Raw genomic sequence first — 18,158 nt, 5'->3', positions numbered from 1 at the left:
ACCTCGATGGTGGTGGACGGCTGGGTCACGTCACCGCAGGAGATCAGGGTGGTGGTGGCGGGGGCTCCGGTGGGCCGCCGCGCGGCCGGCCGCGCACCACGCAGCCGGACGGCTGACTGGTCCGGAAGCGGGCGGCGCGCCCGCTCCCGGACGGCCCCCTCAGTCGGTGGGCCACACCGGCAGCGGGCGCACCGCCTCGCGCAGCGCGGCGGCGACGGCCCGGAACTCCTCCTGGCGGGCCGTCCCGGTCCGCATGGCCAGCGCGATCCGCCGCGAGGGGGCGGGCTCCTCGAAGTAGCCCGTGGCCAGGTACTCGTTGCGGGCGGTCTCCAGGCGCAGCGCGGTGCGGGGCAGCAGGGTGACCCCGAGCCCGCCCGCGACCAGCTGGACGAGCGTGGACAGTCCGGCGGCGGTGGTGGTGACGTCCGCCCCGGCGCCGCGGCCCGCCTCACGGCAGATGTCCAGGGCCTGGTCGCGCAGACAGTGGCCCTCGTCGAGCAACAGCAGCTGGAGGCCGCGCAGTTCCTCGCGCGGGATGTCGCGCCGCCCGGCCAGCGGGTGCTCGCGCGGGGCCAGCAGGACGAAGTCCTCGTCGAAGAGGGGCAGTTCGGTGACGCCCGGCATGCCGAGCGGCACGGCGAGCAGCAGCAGGTCGAGGCGCCCGCCGCCCAGCCCCTCCAGCAGCGAGGCCGTCTGCTCCTCGTGCACCTGGAGGTCCATGCGCGGGTAGCGCCGCTGGAAGAGCCCGAGCACGGTCGGCAGCAGGTACGGGGCCACGGTGGGGATCACCCCGAGCCGCAGCACCCCGGTGAAGGGGGCCCGGACCGCCTCGGCCTCCTCCAGCAGCCCGCCCATCGCGTCGAGCACCCCGCGGGCGCGGGCGGCGATCCGCTCGCCCGCCGGGGAGAGCAGCACCTTGCGGGTGGTGCGCTCCAGCAGCTGCACCCCGAGGGCCTCCTCCAGTGCGGAGACGGCGCCCGAGAGCGCGGGCTGGCTCATGCCGATCGCCGCGGCGGCGTCCCGGAAGTGCAGGTGTTCGGCGACCGCCGCGAAGGCGCGCAACTGGGCCAGCGTCGGCTGCCTGGCCTGCCGCGCCTGCCTGGTCTGCTTCACCTGCTTCGGTCCCCTATTACCGACAGCCACTGATAGGTACCTCCGATCACCCACCACAAGAGTAGCTATTTCCGTAATCAATGCAGCTGTGTCAGCATGTGAGATCCGTCCAACCCCTTCGGAAAGCCCCCAAAAGGGTCACTTTCCCGTTCGCAAGGAGAGTTCGTGCTCACTGTCGGTGACAAGTTCCCCAGCTACGACCTGACCGCCTGCGTCTCCCTCGAAGCCGGCAGCGAGTTCACGCAGATCGACCACAAGACCTACGAGGGCAAGTGGAAGGTCGTCTTCGCGTGGCCGCTGGACTTCACCTTCGTGTGCCCGACGGAGATCGCCGCCTTCGGCAAGCTGAACGAGGAGTTCGCCGACCGCGACGCGCAGGTCCTCGGCTTCTCCCTCGACTCCGAGTACGTCCACCACGCCTGGCGCAAGGACCACGCCGACCTGCGTGACCTGCCCTTCCCGATGATGTCCGACATCAAGCGCGAGCTGTCGACCGAGCTGGGCATCCTGGGCGAGGACGGCCTGCCGATGCGCGCCGTCTTCATCGTGGACCCGAACAACGAGATCCAGTTCTCGATGGTGACCGCCGGTTCCGTGGGCCGTAACCCCAAGGAGGTCCTGCGGGTCCTCGACGCCCTGCAGACCGACGAGCTGTGCCCCTGCAACTGGAACAAGGGCGACGACACCATCAACGCGGGCGCCCTGCTGGCCGGTGAGTGACGGATGTCCCTCGACTCCCTCAAGTCCGCCATACCGGACTTCGCCAAGGACCTGAAGCTGAACCTCGGTTCGGTCATCGGCAACCAGGACACCCTCTCGCAGCAGCAGCTGTGGGGCACCGTCCTGTCCTGCGCGATCGCTTCCCGCTCCCCGCGCGTCCTGCGCGAGCTGGAGCCCGAGGCGAAGGCGGCCCTGTCGCCCGAGGCGTACACCGCCGCCAAGTCCGCCGCGGCGATCATGGCGATGAACAACGTCTTCTACCGCACGCGCCACCTGCTCTCCGACCCGGAGTACGGCACGCTGCGCGCGGGCCTGCGGATGAACGTCATCGGCAACCCCGGCGTGGAGAAGATCGACTTCGAGCTGTGGTCGCTCGCGGTCTCCGCGGTCAACGGCTGCGGGCAGTGCCTGGACTCGCACGAGCAGGTCCTGCGCAAGGCCGGCGTGGACCGCGAGACGGTCCAGGAGGCCTTCAAGATCGCCTCGGTGATCCAGGCCGTCGCCGTCACCCTCGACGCCGAAGCGGCCCTGGCCGCCGAGTAGTCACCCGCGCGAACGCGCAGGGCCCCCACAGCCGTCACCGGCCGTGGGGGCCCTGCGCGTTCACCTGCGCAACCGGGCCATGAGTTGGCGCATGTCCTCGATCATCGCGGCCTTGACCGCGTCCTCGTCCGGCTCCTGCGCGCTGCCCGGACCGTCCATGGCGAACCAGCGGGAGGTCAGGGTGAAGACCGCCCCGCCGTCGAGCACCTGGAGCTGGGGCCAGCCCACCACCGTGGTCATCAGCGCCCGTTCCCCGAGCCCGGGGACCTGCTCCACCTCGCCGCCCACCGGCCGCATGCCGGGTTCCAGACCCGGACCGGTGCCGAACTCCGGCCCCGGATCGCGCTTCCTGTGCAGCTCGACCACGACCTGGTGCTCGTAGGCGGGCTGTCCGTCGGTGCCGCTCATGCCGATCGCGCAGTAGGCCCAGTCCTGCGCGGGGCTCTCGCCGTGTTTGGGCCTCCGCCCGTCGACCGAGCCGCCGATCGCGCCGAGCGTCTTCAGGGGCGCCTCGTCGCACAGGTTCTCGGCGTGCCGGTAGCGGATCGGCGGACCGGCCTCGGCGGAACGTTCCTGCGCGACCAGTGCGCCCGCCCACACCATCGAGGCCAGCACCGCACCGCCCAGCGCCCACCGCCACGGCACGCGCCCGCCGCCCGACGGCGGGGACGCCGGCGGAGCGTCCGGCCGGGCCTCCCCGGCGGACCGGCCCGCGGGCCACTCCCCTTCGAGCTCAGGCTCGCTGATCATCGCCCGCCCCCGGCCCCGTCACGGCCACGGCCGTGGCCGTGGCGCCGTGCGGGGCCGGACCCATCGCGAGGGCCGACAGGTGCTGTTCGCGGGCGTGGGCCCGCAGGTAGCCGACGACCGTGTTCGTGACGGCGACCAGCGGTACGGCGACCACCGCGCCGCCGATCCCCGCGATCAGCCCGCCGGCCGCGACCGAGAGCACCACCGCGAGCGGGTGGACCCGTACCGCGCGGCCGAGGATGAAGGGCTGGAGCACGTGCCCCTCGATCTGCTGCACCGCCAGCACCACCAGCAGCACCATCAGGGCGATGAACGGGCCCTGCGTCACCAGCGCCACGACCACGGCGAGGGCCCCGGAGACCACGGCGCCGACCAGCGGGATGAAGGCGAACAGGAAGATGAACACGGCCAGCGGAACGGCCATCGTCACGTCGAGGAAGTAGAGCCCCAGGCCGATGAAGACGGCGTCGATGAGCGCGACGAGGACGGTGCCGCGCACGTACGCCGTGAGCGTGCGCCAGGCTCGCGGACCGGCGCCCGAGAGGCCAGGGCGGGCGGCGGCAGGGACCAGGCCGAGGACCCAGTTCCAGATCTTCGCGCCGTCATAGAGGAGGAAGAGCGTCGAGAACATCGCGAGCAGCATTCCGGTCAGCACCTCGACGAGGACCGTCACGCCCTGGAGCCCGGCGGAGGTGATCTCCTCGGTATTGGTGCCGATCGTCTCGCTGAGGTTCTTCGCGATGTCGTTGATCTGCTTCTCGGTCACGTGGAACGGACTGTCCAGCGCCCAGCTCTTGAGCTCGTTGATGCCCTCGCGCAGCCGGTTGGAGAGGTCGTCGAGGTTCTCCATGACCTGCCAGACCACGAACCAGCCGACCAGTCCGATGACGACGAAGCCGAGGATCGCCGTGACGGCGGTGGCCAGCCCCCTGGGCAGCCCGAGCCCGCGCAGCCGGACCACGAAGGGCTGGAGCAGCGCGGTCACCAGCAGGGCGGCCGCGAAGGCGAGGACGACCAGCCGGACTTCGCTGATCACCTTCATCAGCACCCAGAGCATCCCGGCGAGCAGCAGCAGCCGCCAGCTGGCCTCGGCGGCCACGCGCATGCCCCACGGGATGACGGTCACCGGATCGGGCCGGCCCGGCGGCGGGAGCTGCCCGGACGCGCCCTGCGGTACGGGGACGGGCGCCTCGGCGGCGACCACGACGGGCGCCACCGGCTCCCCGGTGGCCTCGGCCTCGACCTCGGCCCGCCGTTCGTCGAGGCGCGCCTCCATCCGGCTCAGTCTGCTGCCGAGCCGGCCGAGCCAGCCTGCCCTCTTCGACATCTCGTTCCCTTCCCCCGCCCTACGGTCACACCTCTCACGACCGTACACGCGAGGGGCCCCGCACCGTAGGACGGTGCGGGGCCCCTCAAGGTTGAACCGGCCCGGAGGCGGTTGCGCTAGTACCAGCCGTTGGCCTGGTGGAAGCTCCAGGCGCTGCACGGGCTGCCGTAGCGCTCGTTCATGTAGCCCAGGCCCCACTTGATCTGGGTGGCCGGGTTGGTGCGCCAGTCCGAGCCGGCCGAGGCCATCTTCGAACCGGGGAGCGCCTGGACCAGGCCGTAGGCGCCCGAGGAGGAGTTGACCGCCTGGTAGTTCCAGGTGGACTCCTCGTTGATGATGTTCGAGAAGCACTGGAACTGGCCCGAGGGGACCAGCTGCTGGGCGATCGCCCTGACCTGGGCGACCGTGTAGGAGCCCTGGAGCGGGAAGTCGCCGGCGTCGCGGGTGGCGGACCGGCTCGCGACCTCGTCCTTCTCCTCGCGCTCCTTCTTGGCCTTGGCCTCGGCCTCGTCCTTCTTGGCCTTCTCCGCCTTCTCGGCGTCGGCCTTCTTGGACTTGGCGTCGTCGGCGGCCTGGATGCGGGCAGCCTCTTCCGCCGAGCGCTTGGCGTCGGTGTCGGCGGCGTGGGCGATGGCGTCGGCCTGCTGCGTCAGGGACGCGCTCTGGACCTGGGCCTGCTCGCCGACCGGGATTTCGCTGAGGAGAGTCGCACCCGATGCGGTGGTCTCGATGTCGTTCGAGGAGGCGGCGTCGCCGGTGGCGACTCCGACGACTGCGCCGACGGTGGTGACCGCGGTGGCCGAAGCCACTGCGAACCCCCGAACCGAGATCCGGCTCACACGGTGTCCTTCCAGCAGCGTCCGCAGTGACCGCACGGGCGCGAGAGTGCCCCCTCGAACACTGGCCTCCGTGGTGGTGCGGTCACCGGAGACGCGGGCCCGTGGGCAACTCCCCTGCGGGAGCTGCCGCGTGAAACCGGGCGGCATACGGACATCGGCTGTGGAGTTGTGGTGCTGCGCGCATCCCCCGAGGAGAACGGGAGATACAGGTGTGCCGTATGCGGGGCCTGACGGAAAACAGACTCTGCCGGACCGCGACGCCGCAGGGCAATTCCACGTTGCGTGGGAAAGGTCACACCTGGCATGTTGCCGTCGTTTTCGCCAAAGCCCTGTGCGGCACGACGCCGCCCGGCTAGGCTCCTGGGCCTTTGCCGGGCGGCGCCAACTCACCATCCCACTATGGGGTTTTTGACCCTTTCGGGCCGGGTGGGCGATCGGTACCGGTCAGAGCGTTTCGAGCATCTCGGTGACCAGGGCGGCGATCGGGGAGCGCTCGGAACGGGTCAGCGTGACGTGGGCGAAGAGCGGATGCCCCTTCAGCTTCTCAACGACGGCGACCACTCCGTCGTACCGGCCGACCCGCAGATTGTCCCGCTGGGCCACGTCGTGGGTCAGGACCACCCGCGAATTGGCCCCGATCCGGGACAGAACGGTCAGCAGGACGTTGCGCTCCAGCGACTGCGCCTCGTCCACGATCACGAAGGAGTCGTGGAGCGAGCGGCCGCGGATGTGCGTGAGCGGCAGGATCTCCAGCATCCCGCGGCCCAGCACCTCCTCGATGACCTCGCGCCCGGCCACCGCGGAGAGGGTGTCGAAGACCGCCTGCGCCCAGGGGCTCATCTTCTCGGACGCGTCGCCGGGCAGGTAGCCGAGGTCCTGGCCGCCGACCGCGTACAGCGGCCGGAAGACCATCACCTTCTTGTGCTGCCTGCGCTCCAGGACCGCCTCCAGGCCCGCGCACAGGGCCAGCGCCGACTTGCCGGTGCCGGCCCGGCCGCCCATCGAGACGATCCCGATCTCCGGGTCGAGCAGCAGGTCGAGGGCGATGCGCTGTTCGGCGCTGCGGCCGTGCAGCCCGAAGGCCTCCCGGTCGCCCCGCACGAGCTTCACGTTGCCGTCGGCCGTGACCCGGCCCAGGGCCTTGCCGCGCTCGGACTGCAGGACCAGTCCGGTGTGCACGGGCAGCTCCGCGGCCTCCGGTACGTAGAGCCGTTCCTCGGAGTAGAGGAGGTCCACCTGCTCCCCGGAGAGGGCGAGCTCGCTCATGCCGGTCCAGCCGGCACCGGTGATCGCGAGTTCCGCGCGGTACTCCTCCGCGAGCAGCCCCACGGAGGAGGCCTTGATGCGCAGGGGAAGGTCCTTCGAGACGACCGTGACGTCGTAGCCCTCGGCCTGGAGGTTGCGGGCGACCGCGAGGATGCGCGAGTCGTTGTCCCCCAGCCGGAAGCCGGCGGGCAGGACGCCCGGGTCGGAGTGGTTGAGCTCGACGCGCAGGGTCCCGCCCAGATCTCCCAGCGGGATGGGGGCGTCGAGGCGACCGTAGCGGACCCGGAAGTCGTCGAGCAGGCGCAGGGCCTGACGCGCGAAGTAGCCGAGTTCGGGATGGTGCCTCTTTGCCTCCAGCTCGGTGATCACCACGATCGGGAGCACGACCTCGTGCTCGTCGAAGCGGGAGAACGCGTTGGGGTCTGCCAGCAGGACGCTGGTGTCGAGGACGTAGGTCCGCCTGTCGGGCAGGCGGCGCTTTGTGCTGGTCACCACGGAAGGACGTACCCCCTCGGAAGAGGTCGGGCCATGAAGACCGGACCGGTCAACGGCACCCATGCCAGGGCCGAATTCCGGCCCTCCAATCCGTCCGTGCGAACCGCACGCGCGTCCTGGTGCAAAGGGCCTCCCGGGCGGACGGCCCTGTGCCGTCCGCTGAGACTCGACACCCGTGGATCGGGCGTCGACCTGTCTGGGTTATGCCCTCGAACATGCGCCGCCATGCCATGGCATATGACGGACGCTCGGTGAATCCCTGGTGAAGGCTTCGCGAGGGGACGGGAGGGACCGAAGGGGCGTCAGCTCCGCGGGGTCAGGTGCCGTAGCGCCGGTGGCGGGCGGCGTAGTCGCGCAGCGCGCGCAGGAAGTCGACCTTGCGGAAGGCCGGCCAGAAGACCTCGCAGAAGTAGTACTCCGAGTGGGCGCTCTGCCACAGCATGAATCCGGACAGCCGCTGCTCTCCGCTGGTGCGGATCACCAGGTCGGGATCGGGCTGCCCGCGCGTGTAGAGGTGCTCGGCGATGTGGTCGATGTCGAGGACCTCGGCGAGCTCCTCGAAGGAGGTGCCCTTCTCGGCGTGCTCCAGGAGCAGCGAGCGCACGGCGTCCGCGATCTCCTGGCGGCCGCCGTAGCCGACGGCGACGTTGACCAGTATCCCGTCGACGTCGTGCGTGGCCTGCTCGGCCTCCTTGAGCACGGACTGGGTCTGTGCGGGCAGGATGTCGAGGTTGCCCACGTGGTGGACGCGCCAGCGGCCGTCCGCGGCGAGGCCCCGGACCGTGTTCTCGATGATGTTGAGCAGCGGGCGGAGCTCGACCTCGGGCCGGTCCAGGTTGTCCGTGGACAGCATCCACAGGGTGACGACCTCGACGTCCGTCTCGGTGCACCAGCCGAGCATCTCGGAGATCTTGTCGGCGCCGGCCTGATGGCCCTGCACCGTGGTGCTCCCCGCCGCCTTGGCCCAGCGCCGGTTCCCGTCCAGGATGACGCCGATGTGCTTGGGTGACGCGTCGTGGTCGAGGCGGCCTTCCACCCGGCGTGCGTAGAGCCTGTACACCAGGTCGCGCAGCTTCACGATCTTCCAGCCCCTCCGTGCAATGCCCCCGTGCGGATTGCGGTCTCCCCCGAGGCGGCCACATTACTGCGCGGCGGGATCGGGTACCCAACTCGGTCGGTCACAAGTCCGTGATAGGGAGGACATCGTGACTGATAACAATCCCTATCGGGCAGAGCCCTCGCGCTACGACTCCATGCAGTACCGGCGCACCGGCCACAGCGGCCTCAAGCTTCCGGCCATTTCCCTCGGCCTCTGGCACAACTTCGGTGACGACAAGTCCCTGGAGTCCCAGCGGGCCATCCTCCGCCGCGCCTTCGACCTCGGCGTCACCCACTTCGACCTGGCCAACAACTACGGCCCGCCGCCCGGCTCGGCCGAGCTGAACTTCGGCAAGATCTTCGCGCAGGACTTCGCGTCCTACCGCGAGGAGCTGGTGCTCTCCACCAAGGCCGGCTACCTGATGCACCCGGGCCCCTACGGTGAGTGGGGCAGCCGCAAGTACCTCCTCGGCTCGCTCGACGCGTCGCTGAAGCGGATGGGCGTGGACTACGTCGACGTCTTCTACTCGCACCGCTTCGACCCGGAGACCCCGCTGGAGGAGACCATGGGCGCGCTCGCGTCCGCGGTCCAGCAGGGCAAGGCGCTCTACGTCGGCGTGTCCTCGTACACGGCGGAGCAGACGGCCGAGGCGGCGCGGATCCTGCGCGGGATGGGGGTGCGGCCGCTGATCCACCAGCCCTCGTACTCCATGATCAACCGCTGGACGGAGGAGGACGGCCTGCTGGACACCCTGGAGGAGGCCGGCATGGGCTGCATCTCCTTCGCGCCGCTCGCGCAGGGCCTGCTGACCGGCAAGTACCTGGGCGGCATCCCGGAGGGCTCGCGTGCCAGCCAGGGCAAGTCCCTCAACCCGGACCTGCTCTCCGAGGACGTGCGCGGCCGCCTCGCCGGCCTGAACGAGATCGCCGCGCGGCGCGGGCAGTCGCTGGCGCAGCTGGCGCTGACGTGGGTGCTGCGCGACGAGCGGATGACCTCCGCGCTGATCGGCGCTTCGAGCGTCCGGCAGCTGGAGGAGAACGTGGCCGCACTGGCCGGGGCGCCGCTGTCCGCGGAGGAGCTGAAGGAGATCGACTCCTTCGCCGTCTCCACCCCCGGCACCAACATCTGGGCCCAACGCGGCTGACCTGCGCCTTCGCCCGGAAGGGGCGGTGAGAAAAAAACGGGCCGGTCCGTGGGGGGGATACGGACCGGCCCGAGGGGGGGGTTCCACCATAACCCTTCGTAAAGCGAGATGCGTGCATTGCCGCGAAACGATTACGCTCCGAATCCGCCCAGCAGCACTCCGGTGAGGGCTCCGGCGGCCATGAAGGGGCCGAAGGCGAAGCCCGTCGTACGGGTCGCCCGGCCCCTGAGCAGCAGGCCGAGGCCGTACAGGGCCCCGTAGAGCAGGCCCAGGAAGGCCCCGGCGAGCCATACCCCCCACCCGTACCACCCAAGAGCGACCCCGAGCGGGAGCGCCAGCTTGACGTCGCCGAGGCCCATCCCGGCGGGGTTGATCAGGAACAGCAGGAGGTACGCGGCCCCGAGCGCGCCCCCGCCCAGCAGTGCGAGCCGCCACGACCCGGCGGCGCCGGGCAGCAGGGCGGCGGCGCCGAGGAGCGCGGCGGTGGCGGCGGCCAGCGGCAGGGTGAGCACGTCGGGCAGCCGGTGCACGGCGAGGTCGACGAGGGCCAGCAGCACCAGCGCCGGGGCGAGCAGTACGTACGCCGCCGCCTCGGGGCGCGGTCCCACCGCGGCGGCGAGCGCCCCGCAGACGGCCCCGGAGGCCGCCCAGGCCCCGGCGGGCCCGTAGCGGAGCCCCGCGCAGCGGGCGGGGCCGAACCACCCGGCGAGCGGGTGCCCCCGCGGGCAGCTGCGCCGCCAGGGCTCACCGGGCTCCACGGACAGCCGGTACGCGGCGCGCGGCAGCCCCAGCCCGGCGGCGGCGCCGTACGCGGCGGCGAGGAGGACGATCACGGCGTGGCCCATCCGCCGACGGTAGACCGCGGCGTACGGGCCCGGCGGCCGTTTCCCCTTTCCCCGGGGGGAGGGGGGCCTAGGGTGGCCGCCATGACGCGGTGGGACGACGGGTACGGGATCCTCCAGGTCGGCGCGGTGGCGGTACCGCTGGAGGTGGCCGCCTCGTACCGGGCGCGGACGCGCGGGCTCCTGGGGCGGGACGGCATCGAGGGTGCCCTGCTGCTGACCCCGGCGGCGAGCGTGCACACCTTCCGGATGCGGTTCGCGATCGACGTGGCCTACCTGGACCGGAGCCTGCGGGTCCGCGCGGTGGTAACGATGGCGCCGGGCCGCCTGGGCCTGCCCCGCCCGCTCTCCCGGCACGTCCTGGAGGCGGAGGCGGGCGCGATGGCGGGCTGGGGGCTGCGCCCGGGGATCCGGGTCGGGGTGCGGCCTCGGGGCCGTCTCGACACCGCCTAGGTCCGCGGGCGCTCGGGCGGTAGGTTGAGGCGGTTGAGCTGGGGCGCGCAGGGGAGCGGCATGACGGAGAACGCGCGGATCAAGGCGCTGGAGCAGATCATGCCGGCGACGCACGGCGCCGACGAGGACATCGACTGGCAGGCGGCCGAGGCCGTCTGGGGTACCCGGTTCCCGGCCGACTTCGTCGCGTTCATGGGGCGTTACGGGGCCGGTTCCATCAACGGCGAGGCCAGCATCCTGCTGCCGCTGCCCAAGCCGGGACTCCAGTGGGACCCGGCGGAGATGTCGGAGGAGACCGCCAACGCCCGGCAGGCCTGGGAGGACGGGGGCGGCCGGGCCGCCTTCGACGTGGACCCGGAGTCCATCGTCGCGTGGGGCGTCACCGGCGGCGCCGACGTCCTGTGCTGGCTGACCACCGACCCGGACCCGGACCGGTGGCCGGTCCTCGTCGTCGGGCGGCACACCGCCGACGCGTTCGCGGTGTACCCGTACGGCATGGCCGAATTCCTGCTGCTGCTGTGCTCCGACGAGTTCGACGTGAGCCCCGTCGGCATCACCTTCTGGGACGTCGGCCACCTCAGCTTCGTCCACTGGCGCAAGGCCCAGCGCCGCTGGCAGGAGGGCCGCAACCCCGAGACCGGCGAGCCCGACCCCTACGCGGGCGAGTTCGCCGACTAGCCGACGCCCGGCCGGCCGGCCCGCCGGCTCCTGCCACGACCCGCCGCACCCCGCCGCACCCCGCCGCACCCCGCCGCACCCCGCCGCACCCTTCAGCCCGTTTCCCGGCCGGAAACGGGCTTTTCGGCATGTCTCCGCACGTCTACGCGCGTCCGATTCCTGGATCACATATCGGAAAACACGAGCGGGAATTGCCGAACTTGGAGCATTGAACACAACTGCCGACCCAATGGAATCAATCCCACCGACCTCAGGAGAGAATTCCGGCCAACGGGCCACGGAGGGACACCCCAGCCCGGAGTGACTCATAAGTAATATCCGGCTTCAAAAGAAAATCAGGGGTATCCACCCGTGCGACGAAGAATGTTCGGCGCTGCCGCCACGGCGGCCGTGTTCGGCCTGCTGATACCGCTGTCCGGCTGCGGAAGTTCCGACGCCGGGTCGGGTGGCAGTGGAACCCTGCGCCTGGTCGCGGCCGAATACGGCGACAATGCCGGCAACAGTTCCAAGGCTTTCTGGGACCAGGTGACGAAGGATTTCACCGCGGCCAACCCGGACATCAAGGTCGAGGTCCAGCTGCTTCCCTGGGCCGACATCGACCGCGAGGTCTCCCGTATGGTCAAGGCCGGCAAGGCGCCCGACATGGCCCTCATGGGCTCGTACTCTGACTTCGCCGCGCAGGGCAAGCTGTATTCCGCGGACGAGCTCCTCTCCATCACCGCAGAATCGAACTTCCTCCAGCCCCTCGCCGAAGCGGGCTCGGTCGGCAGCACCCTCTACGGCCTCCCCTTCGTGGCGAGCAGCCGCCTGCTCTTCTACAACCAGAAGCTGCTCGCCGACGCCGGGGTCATCCCCAAGGACGCCACGGCCACCTGGCAGCCGAAGAACTGGTCCGACCTGAAGGCCGCCGCCAAGGCGCTCAAGGACAAGGGCGTGAAGTACCCGTACGCCCTTCCCCTGGGCCCCGAGGAGGCGCACGCCGAGACGCTGATCTGGGAGCTGAGCAACGGCGGCGGATACGCCGACAGCAGCGGCAATTACGCCCTGGCCTCCGACCAGAACATCTACACCCTGCGCTGGCTCCGGGACCAGATGGTCGCCCCCGGCCTGACCGGCCCGACGCCGCCGTCGCAGCTCAACCGCGCGGACGCCTTCGCCGCCTTCCTGCGCGGCGAGGTCGGGATGCTCAACGGCTACCCCTCCCTCTCCCACGAGGCGCGGGCCAAGGGCATCACCGTCGGCACCGTCACCATGCCGGTCTCGGACAACCTGAGCTCGGGCGAGACCCCGCCGACCGTCGGCGTCGCCGACTGGATGATGGCCTTCAAGCAGAACGACCACCGCGTCGAGATCGGCAAGTTCCTCGACTTCGTCTACGCGGACAAGTACCTGTCGGACTTCGCCGGCCGCTACCACCTGCTGCCCTCGACGGTCACGGCCTCCCGCACCCCGGCGGGCGGGGGTCTGGACAGGACCGACGAGCAGTTCCTGACCGCCCTGCGCGGCGCCCAGCTCTACCCCGTCAACGATCCGACGTGGGTGACGGTCAGCGACACCATCAAGCGCGGCATCGGGCGGGCCGTGGAGCCGGGCGGCGACCCGAAGGCCATCCTGGAGGGCATGGCCGCGAAGGCCGCCGAAGCCGGCAAGAAGAAGCACTGAAACACCTCCCGAACCGGGACCTTCGACCCTCCGCACGTACCCATCCCGTACGGCACCATGACCGTGACGGCCTTGATCCAAGGCCCCGGCCCGGTCGCCCGCCGAGCACCCACAAGGTGCCGGGGCGCCAGGCCTCCCCTCCCCCTCCTGCTCCGCGCGGCTAGTGCGCCCCGTTCTCCGCGGCGAACGCCGTCCGGTACTGCTCGCAGCTGGAGTCCCAGCGCAGGCTGCCCGTCAGCGTCCCGTAGCCGGTCCGGGTGACCGACCACTCCACCGTGTACTCGCCGGTGTCGCACGCGATCCGCTTGTTCCCCGCGACCTTCTGACGCCCCGTCGCCGGCTGTCCGGACAGCTCCTTGCGCACCTCGCCCGCCGCGGCCCCCTTCGCGTCGCGCAGCACCGCGTGGACGACGATCGGCTGGTTGCCGTCCTTGGTGGTCAGGGCCTTCTTCACCAGCGCCGAGTCGGAGACCGCCCAGGCGAACTCGTACGACGGCTGCCAGGCCAGCGTCCTGGGATCGCCCACCTGGCGCTTCCACTCGGGCGCCTCCGGCGGGCCGGAGCGGGTCACCGTCTTGTACTGCACGCCCGGGTGGAAGCGGAGCTGTCCCTCCACCTTGTGCATGTCGTCCTTGGTCCACATGGACTTCATCGCGTGCTCGTCCCCGGCCGGGTCCTGGAGGTAGGACGTGCCCGGCGCGGCGGTGGCGGCGGCCTGCCCGAGGGCGGGCGCGAGGGCCGCGACGGTGGCGGCGAGGCTGAGGGCGACGGTACGGGTGCGGTTCATGTACGGCCCAACGGGAGGCCGCGGCGGGCCGGAACGACGCCGCGGGCGCGTTCACCCGTAAGGGAGCGGGCCGGGCGCGCGCAGGTGACAAACTCCCGGATCCGACAGGAATACGATCCCACCGCCTCTGGTTGGCTGCCCACGGACACGACGGAAGGATCCGCGTGCGACGAACGGGGGATGGCATGGGCGTGACGGTGAACGGAACGGTGGCGGCGGGCTGGGAGCCGGTGCGGGAGGAGTTCGAGGCCTTCGTGGCCGGCGAACACGTCTCGCCCGAGGCGCAGCTGTCGGTGCGTCACCACGGGCGGGTCGTCGTCGACCTGTGGGGCGGCGAGGACACCGAGGGGGACACCCTGACCGGGGTCTACTCGATCACCAAGGGCGCCGCGCACCTGGTGGTGGCCCTGCTGGCGCAGGAGGGCGTACTGGACCTGGAGCGTCCGGTGTCCTCGTACTGGCCGGAGTTCACGGGGCACGGCAAGGAGCGGCTGACGGTGCGGCAGCTGGTCGCGCACGGCTCCGGGCTGATCAACACCCCGGAGGGCTTCTCGTACGAGGAGATCGCGGACGACGCCCTGATCGCGGCGCGGCTGGCCGGGTCCGAGCCCTACTGGGAGCCCGGTACGGCGTACGGCTACCACGCCTTCGTGATCGGCGCCCTGACGGGCGAGGTGGTCCGGCGGGCGACCGGCCGCTCCCTGCAGGAGGTCTACGAGGAGCGGCTGCGGGCCCCGTACGGGCTGGACCTGTACATGGGTCTGCCGTCCTCCGAGGAGGGCCGCTGGAAGCCGGTGCTGGAGATGGTGCCGACCCCGGCCCAGCTGGAGCTGCTCGCTGCGGGCGACCCGCTGCCGGAGCTGATGAAGATCGCCTTCAACTGGCACCGGGAGCCCGCGATGGACCTGGTCGCGTACGCCAACCACCCGCAGGTGAAGGGCCGGGGCCCCGCCTCCGCGGGCGGCGTCGGCACGGCGCGCGCGGTGGCGGACCTGTACGCGGCGGCGGTCGGCGGGCTGAACGGCCTCCCGGCGCTGCTGGAGCCGGACACCGTGGCGGAGGTCGCGCGGCCGCACACCCCGGGCACGGACTCGGTCGTTCCGGAGGCCGACCACTTCGGTCTGGGCTTCGAGCGGCAGCACGCGGTGGGCCCGGAGGCCTTCGGGCACTGCGCCGCTTCGGGCGGGCTGGGCTTCGCCGACCCGGTGACGGGCATCGCGTACGGGTACACGCGCCGCCGCTTCGGCTTCCCGGGCGGTACGGGCCCGGAGAACGGTCCGCTGGTGGCGGCGGTGCTGAAGGTGGCGCGGGGGCTGTAGCCCCGGGGCTCCGGGGTCAGGCCTGGCCGGTCTCGAAGCGGACGACGTGGCCGTCGGCGATCTCGAACCGCCAGGCGGTGCGCATCTCGCCCCAGGTGTCGTTGCGGTAGTCGACCACCAGGGAGCGGCCCCCGTCGGCTTCGGAGTCGACCGACATGTGGCCGTGGCAGGACCAGATCTCCCGCTCCGACCAGTCGTCGACGTCTCGGTCCGAGCCGTCGTCGGACATGGTCGCGCCGGGGGTCAGGACCGCGTGGAAGGCGGTACGGTCCCCGGCGTTGACGGCGGTGACGAAGGCGCGGACGGTGGGGTCGGTCAGCCGGGTGGGGTCGATCACGGATGCTCCTGGGCGGGTGCGTGCGTACGGTGCTGCGTGCGCGACCAGGGAACACCGTGGCGGCCGTGGACGCGGCGACCCTCACCCGTTCGCCGCCGGACGGCGTGTCAAGGGGCGGTGCGGGCGCGGGTCGGGGCGCGGCTCAGGGGGCGGTGCGGACCGGGAAGCCGGTCGGGCGGCCCTGGTCCTTCAGCCAGGTCAGCACCTGGTCGAGGGCCTCGACGGTCTGCCGGCGGTCGCCGCCCCCGTCGTGGAAGAGCACCGTCGGGCCGTTGCCCATCTCCCGCTTGACGGCGGCGACGATGGCGGCGGTCCCGGGCCTGCCGAAGTCCTTGGTGTCGACGTTCCAGCCGAGCGGGCGCATGCCGTGGGCGGCGGCGATCCGCCGGCTGTCGGGGGTGAAGGCCCCGCCGGGGGCCCGGTAGTACTCGACCTTCGCGCCGCCGCCCGCAGCCTCCTCGATCAGCCTCTTCGCGTCGAGGATCTGCGCCTCCTGGTAGGCGACGGGCTTCTTGTCCATGGTCGTGTCGTGGTTCATGGTGTGGTCGCAGAGCCGGTGACCGGCCGCGACGACCTGCTTGACCAGCTCCGGGTGGGCCTTGGCCTGCGGGCCGATCATGCAGAAGACGGCCTTCACGTCGTGGCGGGCCAGGACGTCGAGGACCTGTGGGGTCCAGCGGGGGTCGGGGCCGTCGTCGATGGTGATGTTGACGGTGTTCCCGCCGCCCTCCGAGGCGTGGGCGATGGTGTCGGGGAGCCCCGCGGGGGCGGCGGGGGCGCCACCGGCGCCGGTGGCGGCCCCGCCGGTGCCCCCCTCGTCCGGGCCGCCGTCCGCTTCGCCCCGGCGGGAGCCGCCGTCCTGGCGGGAGGCGTTGTCCTGCGGGTGGGCGGTGCGGTCGTCCGCGGCGACCAGGGCCGTCACGCCCCAGACGGTCGCGGCGACGGCCACGGCCGAGGCGCCGACTGCCATCCGGGTCCGCAGGGCCTGCTTCTGCGTGCGCGTCATGTGTCCACTCCCCATCCGGACGTGCGAGGGTCCTGTGGGTCATGACGCCTTGGAACCAGGCCGGGTTCCACCCGATTGCCCTATAAATTCCAGGTAATAAGGACTTTGCTCCTTTACAGCCCCTTACGCCCCTCCCGCATCGGGGGCGGTCGTCGGGAGCAGCAGCGCGGAGTCCGTGTGGAGGGTGATGCGCACCGGCGTGAAGGCCGTGGCGTCCACCGCCGATTCCCCGGTGCCGGGGTTGCGGGCGTAGCGCGGATGGGCGCCCCCGCTGATCTGCCAGCGCACGCGGTGACCGACGGCGAAGCGGTGGGCGGTGGAACTCATCGGCACGGTGAGGGACGAGGGCGCCCCTTCGGCCGTCCCGATCCGGCCCAGCCCGTCGCAGACGTTGACGGAGCGGCCCTGTTCGTCCACGTCGCACAGGCGGGTGAAGACCTCGGCGTGGCCGGTGTCCGTGGAGATGGTCAACCGGGCGGAGACCGGGCCGAGGACGTCCAGGGGCTCGGTCAGCGGGGGACCGGTGAACGTCAGTACGTCGTCCCGGGCCTCCAGGGTGCCGTTGTCGCGGGGACCGGCCGTACGGGAGAGCAGCGGGCCGCCGAGCGAGGGGGTGGGGTCGTCCGGGTCGTAGCGGAACGACACCAGTGGCGCGGATTCCGCGGGAGCCTGCCGGGTGAGGTCCCCCTGCCCGGCGGGGAACCACGAGGTGGTGGCCGCGGCCGGCGGCCAGTCGTCGAGGTCCCGCCAGTCGTCTTCGCCGCCGACGTGCACGCGCACCCGGGTCGGACGCAGGCCGGAGGGGTCGCCGCACAGGTGCGCGCGCAGCCAGGCGAGGCTCTCGGCGAAGACCTCGGGCCACCCCTGCTGGAGCGCGGAGGTGTGGGTCCAGGGGCCCACGAGCAGGGAGGTCTCGCAGCCGGCCTCGCGCAGCCGGTGGTACTGCCCGAGGGTCTGGTCGCCCAGGACGTCGTGCCATCCGGAGATCAGGGCGGTCGGCACGGCCGACCGCTCCGCCACCGTCGCCAACGACGCACCGTGCCAGTACGCGTCCCCGGCGTCCGGGTGCGCCATCACCTCGTCCAGCCAGGGCACTTCGCCCCCGAGGGCGGGCGCGTGGGCCCCGCGCAGCGGCCGGGCGGTGGTGACTTCGCCCAGGCGGCGCTGCAGACGCATCGTCGCCCTGATGAACCGGCCCATGCCCTGGTGCTGGTACGTCATGCCGGCGCCGACGGCGAGGGCGTTCTCCAGGCGGAGCGCACCGTCCGCGTAGAACAGGGAGTACGGATCGTGCAGCCCGACCTGCACCACCATCGCCTTCAGCTCCGGCGGCGGGTCGGCGGCGAGGGCCCACTGCACGTAGCCCAGGTAGCTGGGGCCGACGGTCCCCAGCGTTCCGTCGAACCAGGGCTGCTCGCGCAGCCAGGACACCGTGGCCAGGCCGTCGGCGGCCTCGTTGCGCCACAGGTCGAAGTCACCGCCGGAGCCGCCGGTGCCGCGGCAGCTCTGCAGCACCACGTGGAAGCCCTGTTCGGCGAAGAGGACGCCGTACATGGGGGACCACGGCAGGCCCCTGCCGTACGGCGAGCGCACCACGAGGGTGGGGAAGTCGCCCTCGGCGCGCGGGAAGTAGTGGTCCGTGACCAGCGGGCTGCCGTCGGCGGCCGGCACCCGCAGACCCGGCTCCCACCCGGCGTCGTACCGCTTGGCCGGGAGTCCGCGCCAGGTCGCCCTCATCATCCGCGAGGCCAGCGGCGGCTTGCCGGACGGCACGGCCC

18 protein-coding genes are annotated in these 18,158 nt (G+C 71.8%); 7 read left to right on the top strand and 11 right to left on the bottom strand.

Translation table 11 applies throughout. The features are described from left to right. Positions 1-159: 159 nt before the first annotated feature. Positions 160-1,113, bottom strand: a complete 954-nt coding sequence (locus ABZW32_RS28045; protein WP_356220861.1) for a hydrogen peroxide-inducible genes activator — start codon at positions 1,111-1,113, stop codon at positions 160-162. A 165-nt stretch (positions 1,114-1,278) separates the two neighbouring features. Between ABZW32_RS28045 and ABZW32_RS28040 the strand changes: the two genes are divergently transcribed. Both ABZW32_RS28040 and ABZW32_RS28035 read left to right on the top strand, forming a co-directional pair. Continuing rightward, entirely contained in the window at positions 1,279-1,833 is a 555-nt protein-coding gene (locus tag ABZW32_RS28040) for a peroxiredoxin (RefSeq protein WP_356220859.1), read from the top strand. 3 nt (positions 1,834-1,836) lie between these two features. Continuing rightward, positions 1,837-2,376 carry an alkyl hydroperoxide reductase gene (locus ABZW32_RS28035; RefSeq protein WP_030226238.1) on the top strand — a complete coding sequence of 180 codons (540 nt, stop codon included), beginning with the start codon at positions 1,837-1,839 and terminating at the stop codon, positions 2,374-2,376. A gap of 60 nt (positions 2,377-2,436) precedes the next feature. Here the strand turns inward: ABZW32_RS28035 and ABZW32_RS28030 are convergent, their stop codons facing one another. The 5 genes from ABZW32_RS28030 to ABZW32_RS28010 form a co-directional block, all read right to left on the bottom strand. After that, entirely contained in the window at positions 2,437-3,126 is a 690-nt protein-coding gene (locus ABZW32_RS28030; RefSeq protein WP_356220857.1) for a hypothetical protein, read from the bottom strand. Further along, positions 3,110-4,453, bottom strand: coding sequence for an AI-2E family transporter (locus ABZW32_RS28025; RefSeq protein ID WP_356220855.1), 1,344 nt, complete (start codon positions 4,451-4,453; stop codon positions 3,110-3,112). The genes ABZW32_RS28030 and ABZW32_RS28025 overlap by 17 nt, the downstream gene beginning before the upstream one ends. Positions 4,454-4,569: 116 nt before the next feature. Beyond that, positions 4,570-5,292, bottom strand: a complete 723-nt coding sequence (locus tag ABZW32_RS28020) for a transglycosylase SLT domain-containing protein (protein ID WP_356220853.1) — start codon at positions 5,290-5,292, stop codon at positions 4,570-4,572. 444 nt (positions 5,293-5,736) lie between these two features. Further along, complete coding sequence (locus ABZW32_RS28015; RefSeq protein WP_356220851.1) at positions 5,737-7,053, bottom strand: PhoH family protein; 1,317 nt, start codon at positions 7,051-7,053, stop codon at positions 5,737-5,739. A 316-nt stretch (positions 7,054-7,369) separates the two neighbouring features. Beyond that, on the bottom strand, positions 7,370-8,131 hold the full coding sequence (locus tag ABZW32_RS28010; protein ID WP_266841925.1) for an isoprenyl transferase: 762 nt from the start codon (positions 8,129-8,131) through the stop codon (positions 7,370-7,372). Positions 8,132-8,258: 127 nt separating this feature from the next. Between ABZW32_RS28010 and mgrA the strand changes: the two genes are divergently transcribed. Beyond that, on the top strand, positions 8,259-9,296 hold the full coding sequence (mgrA, locus tag ABZW32_RS28005; protein ID WP_356220849.1) for an L-glyceraldehyde 3-phosphate reductase: 1,038 nt from the start codon (positions 8,259-8,261) through the stop codon (positions 9,294-9,296). A gap of 131 nt (positions 9,297-9,427) precedes the next feature. On the opposite strand, the gene ABZW32_RS28000 is transcribed toward mgrA, so the two are convergent. Further along, a complete protein-coding gene (locus tag ABZW32_RS28000; RefSeq protein WP_356220846.1) occupies positions 9,428-10,141 on the bottom strand; it encodes a prepilin peptidase in 714 nt (237 codons plus the stop codon). A gap of 81 nt (positions 10,142-10,222) precedes the next feature. Between ABZW32_RS28000 and ABZW32_RS27995 the strand changes: the two genes are divergently transcribed. From ABZW32_RS27995 to ABZW32_RS27985, 3 genes are all read left to right on the top strand, one after another. Beyond that, the gene (locus ABZW32_RS27995; protein WP_356220844.1) at positions 10,223-10,591 is read left to right on the top strand and encodes a DUF192 domain-containing protein; all 369 of its coding nucleotides are present in this window, start codon (positions 10,223-10,225) and stop codon (positions 10,589-10,591) included. A gap of 60 nt (positions 10,592-10,651) precedes the next feature. Then, positions 10,652-11,269 (top strand): SMI1/KNR4 family protein, encoded by a 618-nt coding sequence (locus ABZW32_RS27990; RefSeq protein WP_356220842.1) that lies wholly within the window; start codon positions 10,652-10,654, stop codon positions 11,267-11,269. 351 nt (positions 11,270-11,620) lie between these two features. After that, on the top strand, positions 11,621-12,931 hold the full coding sequence (locus ABZW32_RS27985) for an extracellular solute-binding protein (protein ID WP_356220840.1): 1,311 nt from the start codon (positions 11,621-11,623) through the stop codon (positions 12,929-12,931). 160 nt (positions 12,932-13,091) lie between these two features. Here ABZW32_RS27985 and ABZW32_RS27980 read toward each other — a convergent pair whose 3' ends face one another. Further along, positions 13,092-13,718, bottom strand: coding sequence for a hypothetical protein (locus ABZW32_RS27980; RefSeq protein WP_356220837.1), 627 nt, complete (start codon positions 13,716-13,718; stop codon positions 13,092-13,094). Between the two features lie 185 nt (positions 13,719-13,903). On the opposite strand from ABZW32_RS27980, the gene ABZW32_RS27975 reads away from it, so the two are divergent. Further along, the gene (locus ABZW32_RS27975) at positions 13,904-15,037 is read left to right on the top strand and encodes a serine hydrolase domain-containing protein (protein WP_356220835.1); all 1,134 of its coding nucleotides are present in this window, start codon (positions 13,904-13,906) and stop codon (positions 15,035-15,037) included. Between the two features lie 16 nt (positions 15,038-15,053). Here the strand turns inward: ABZW32_RS27975 and ABZW32_RS27970 are convergent, their stop codons facing one another. The 3 genes from ABZW32_RS27970 to ABZW32_RS27960 form a co-directional block, all read right to left on the bottom strand. After that, complete coding sequence (locus ABZW32_RS27970) at positions 15,054-15,374, bottom strand: nuclear transport factor 2 family protein (protein ID WP_356220833.1); 321 nt, start codon at positions 15,372-15,374, stop codon at positions 15,054-15,056. A 142-nt stretch (positions 15,375-15,516) separates the two neighbouring features. Further along, positions 15,517-16,380 carry a polysaccharide deacetylase family protein gene (locus tag ABZW32_RS27965; protein WP_356220831.1) on the bottom strand — a complete coding sequence of 288 codons (864 nt, stop codon included), beginning with the start codon at positions 16,378-16,380 and terminating at the stop codon, positions 15,517-15,519. 123 nt (positions 16,381-16,503) lie between these two features. Continuing rightward, positions 16,504-18,117 carry a CocE/NonD family hydrolase gene (locus ABZW32_RS27960; RefSeq protein ID WP_356220867.1) on the bottom strand — a complete coding sequence of 538 codons (1,614 nt, stop codon included), beginning with the start codon at positions 18,115-18,117 and terminating at the stop codon, positions 16,504-16,506. Positions 18,118-18,158 lie beyond the last annotated feature (41 nt).

The organism is Streptomyces sp. NPDC004667 (genome assembly GCF_040609475.1).
Taxonomy (GTDB): domain Bacteria; phylum Actinomycetota; class Actinomycetes; order Streptomycetales; family Streptomycetaceae; genus Streptomyces.
This window is presented reverse-complemented; position numbering and strand designations above follow the sequence as displayed.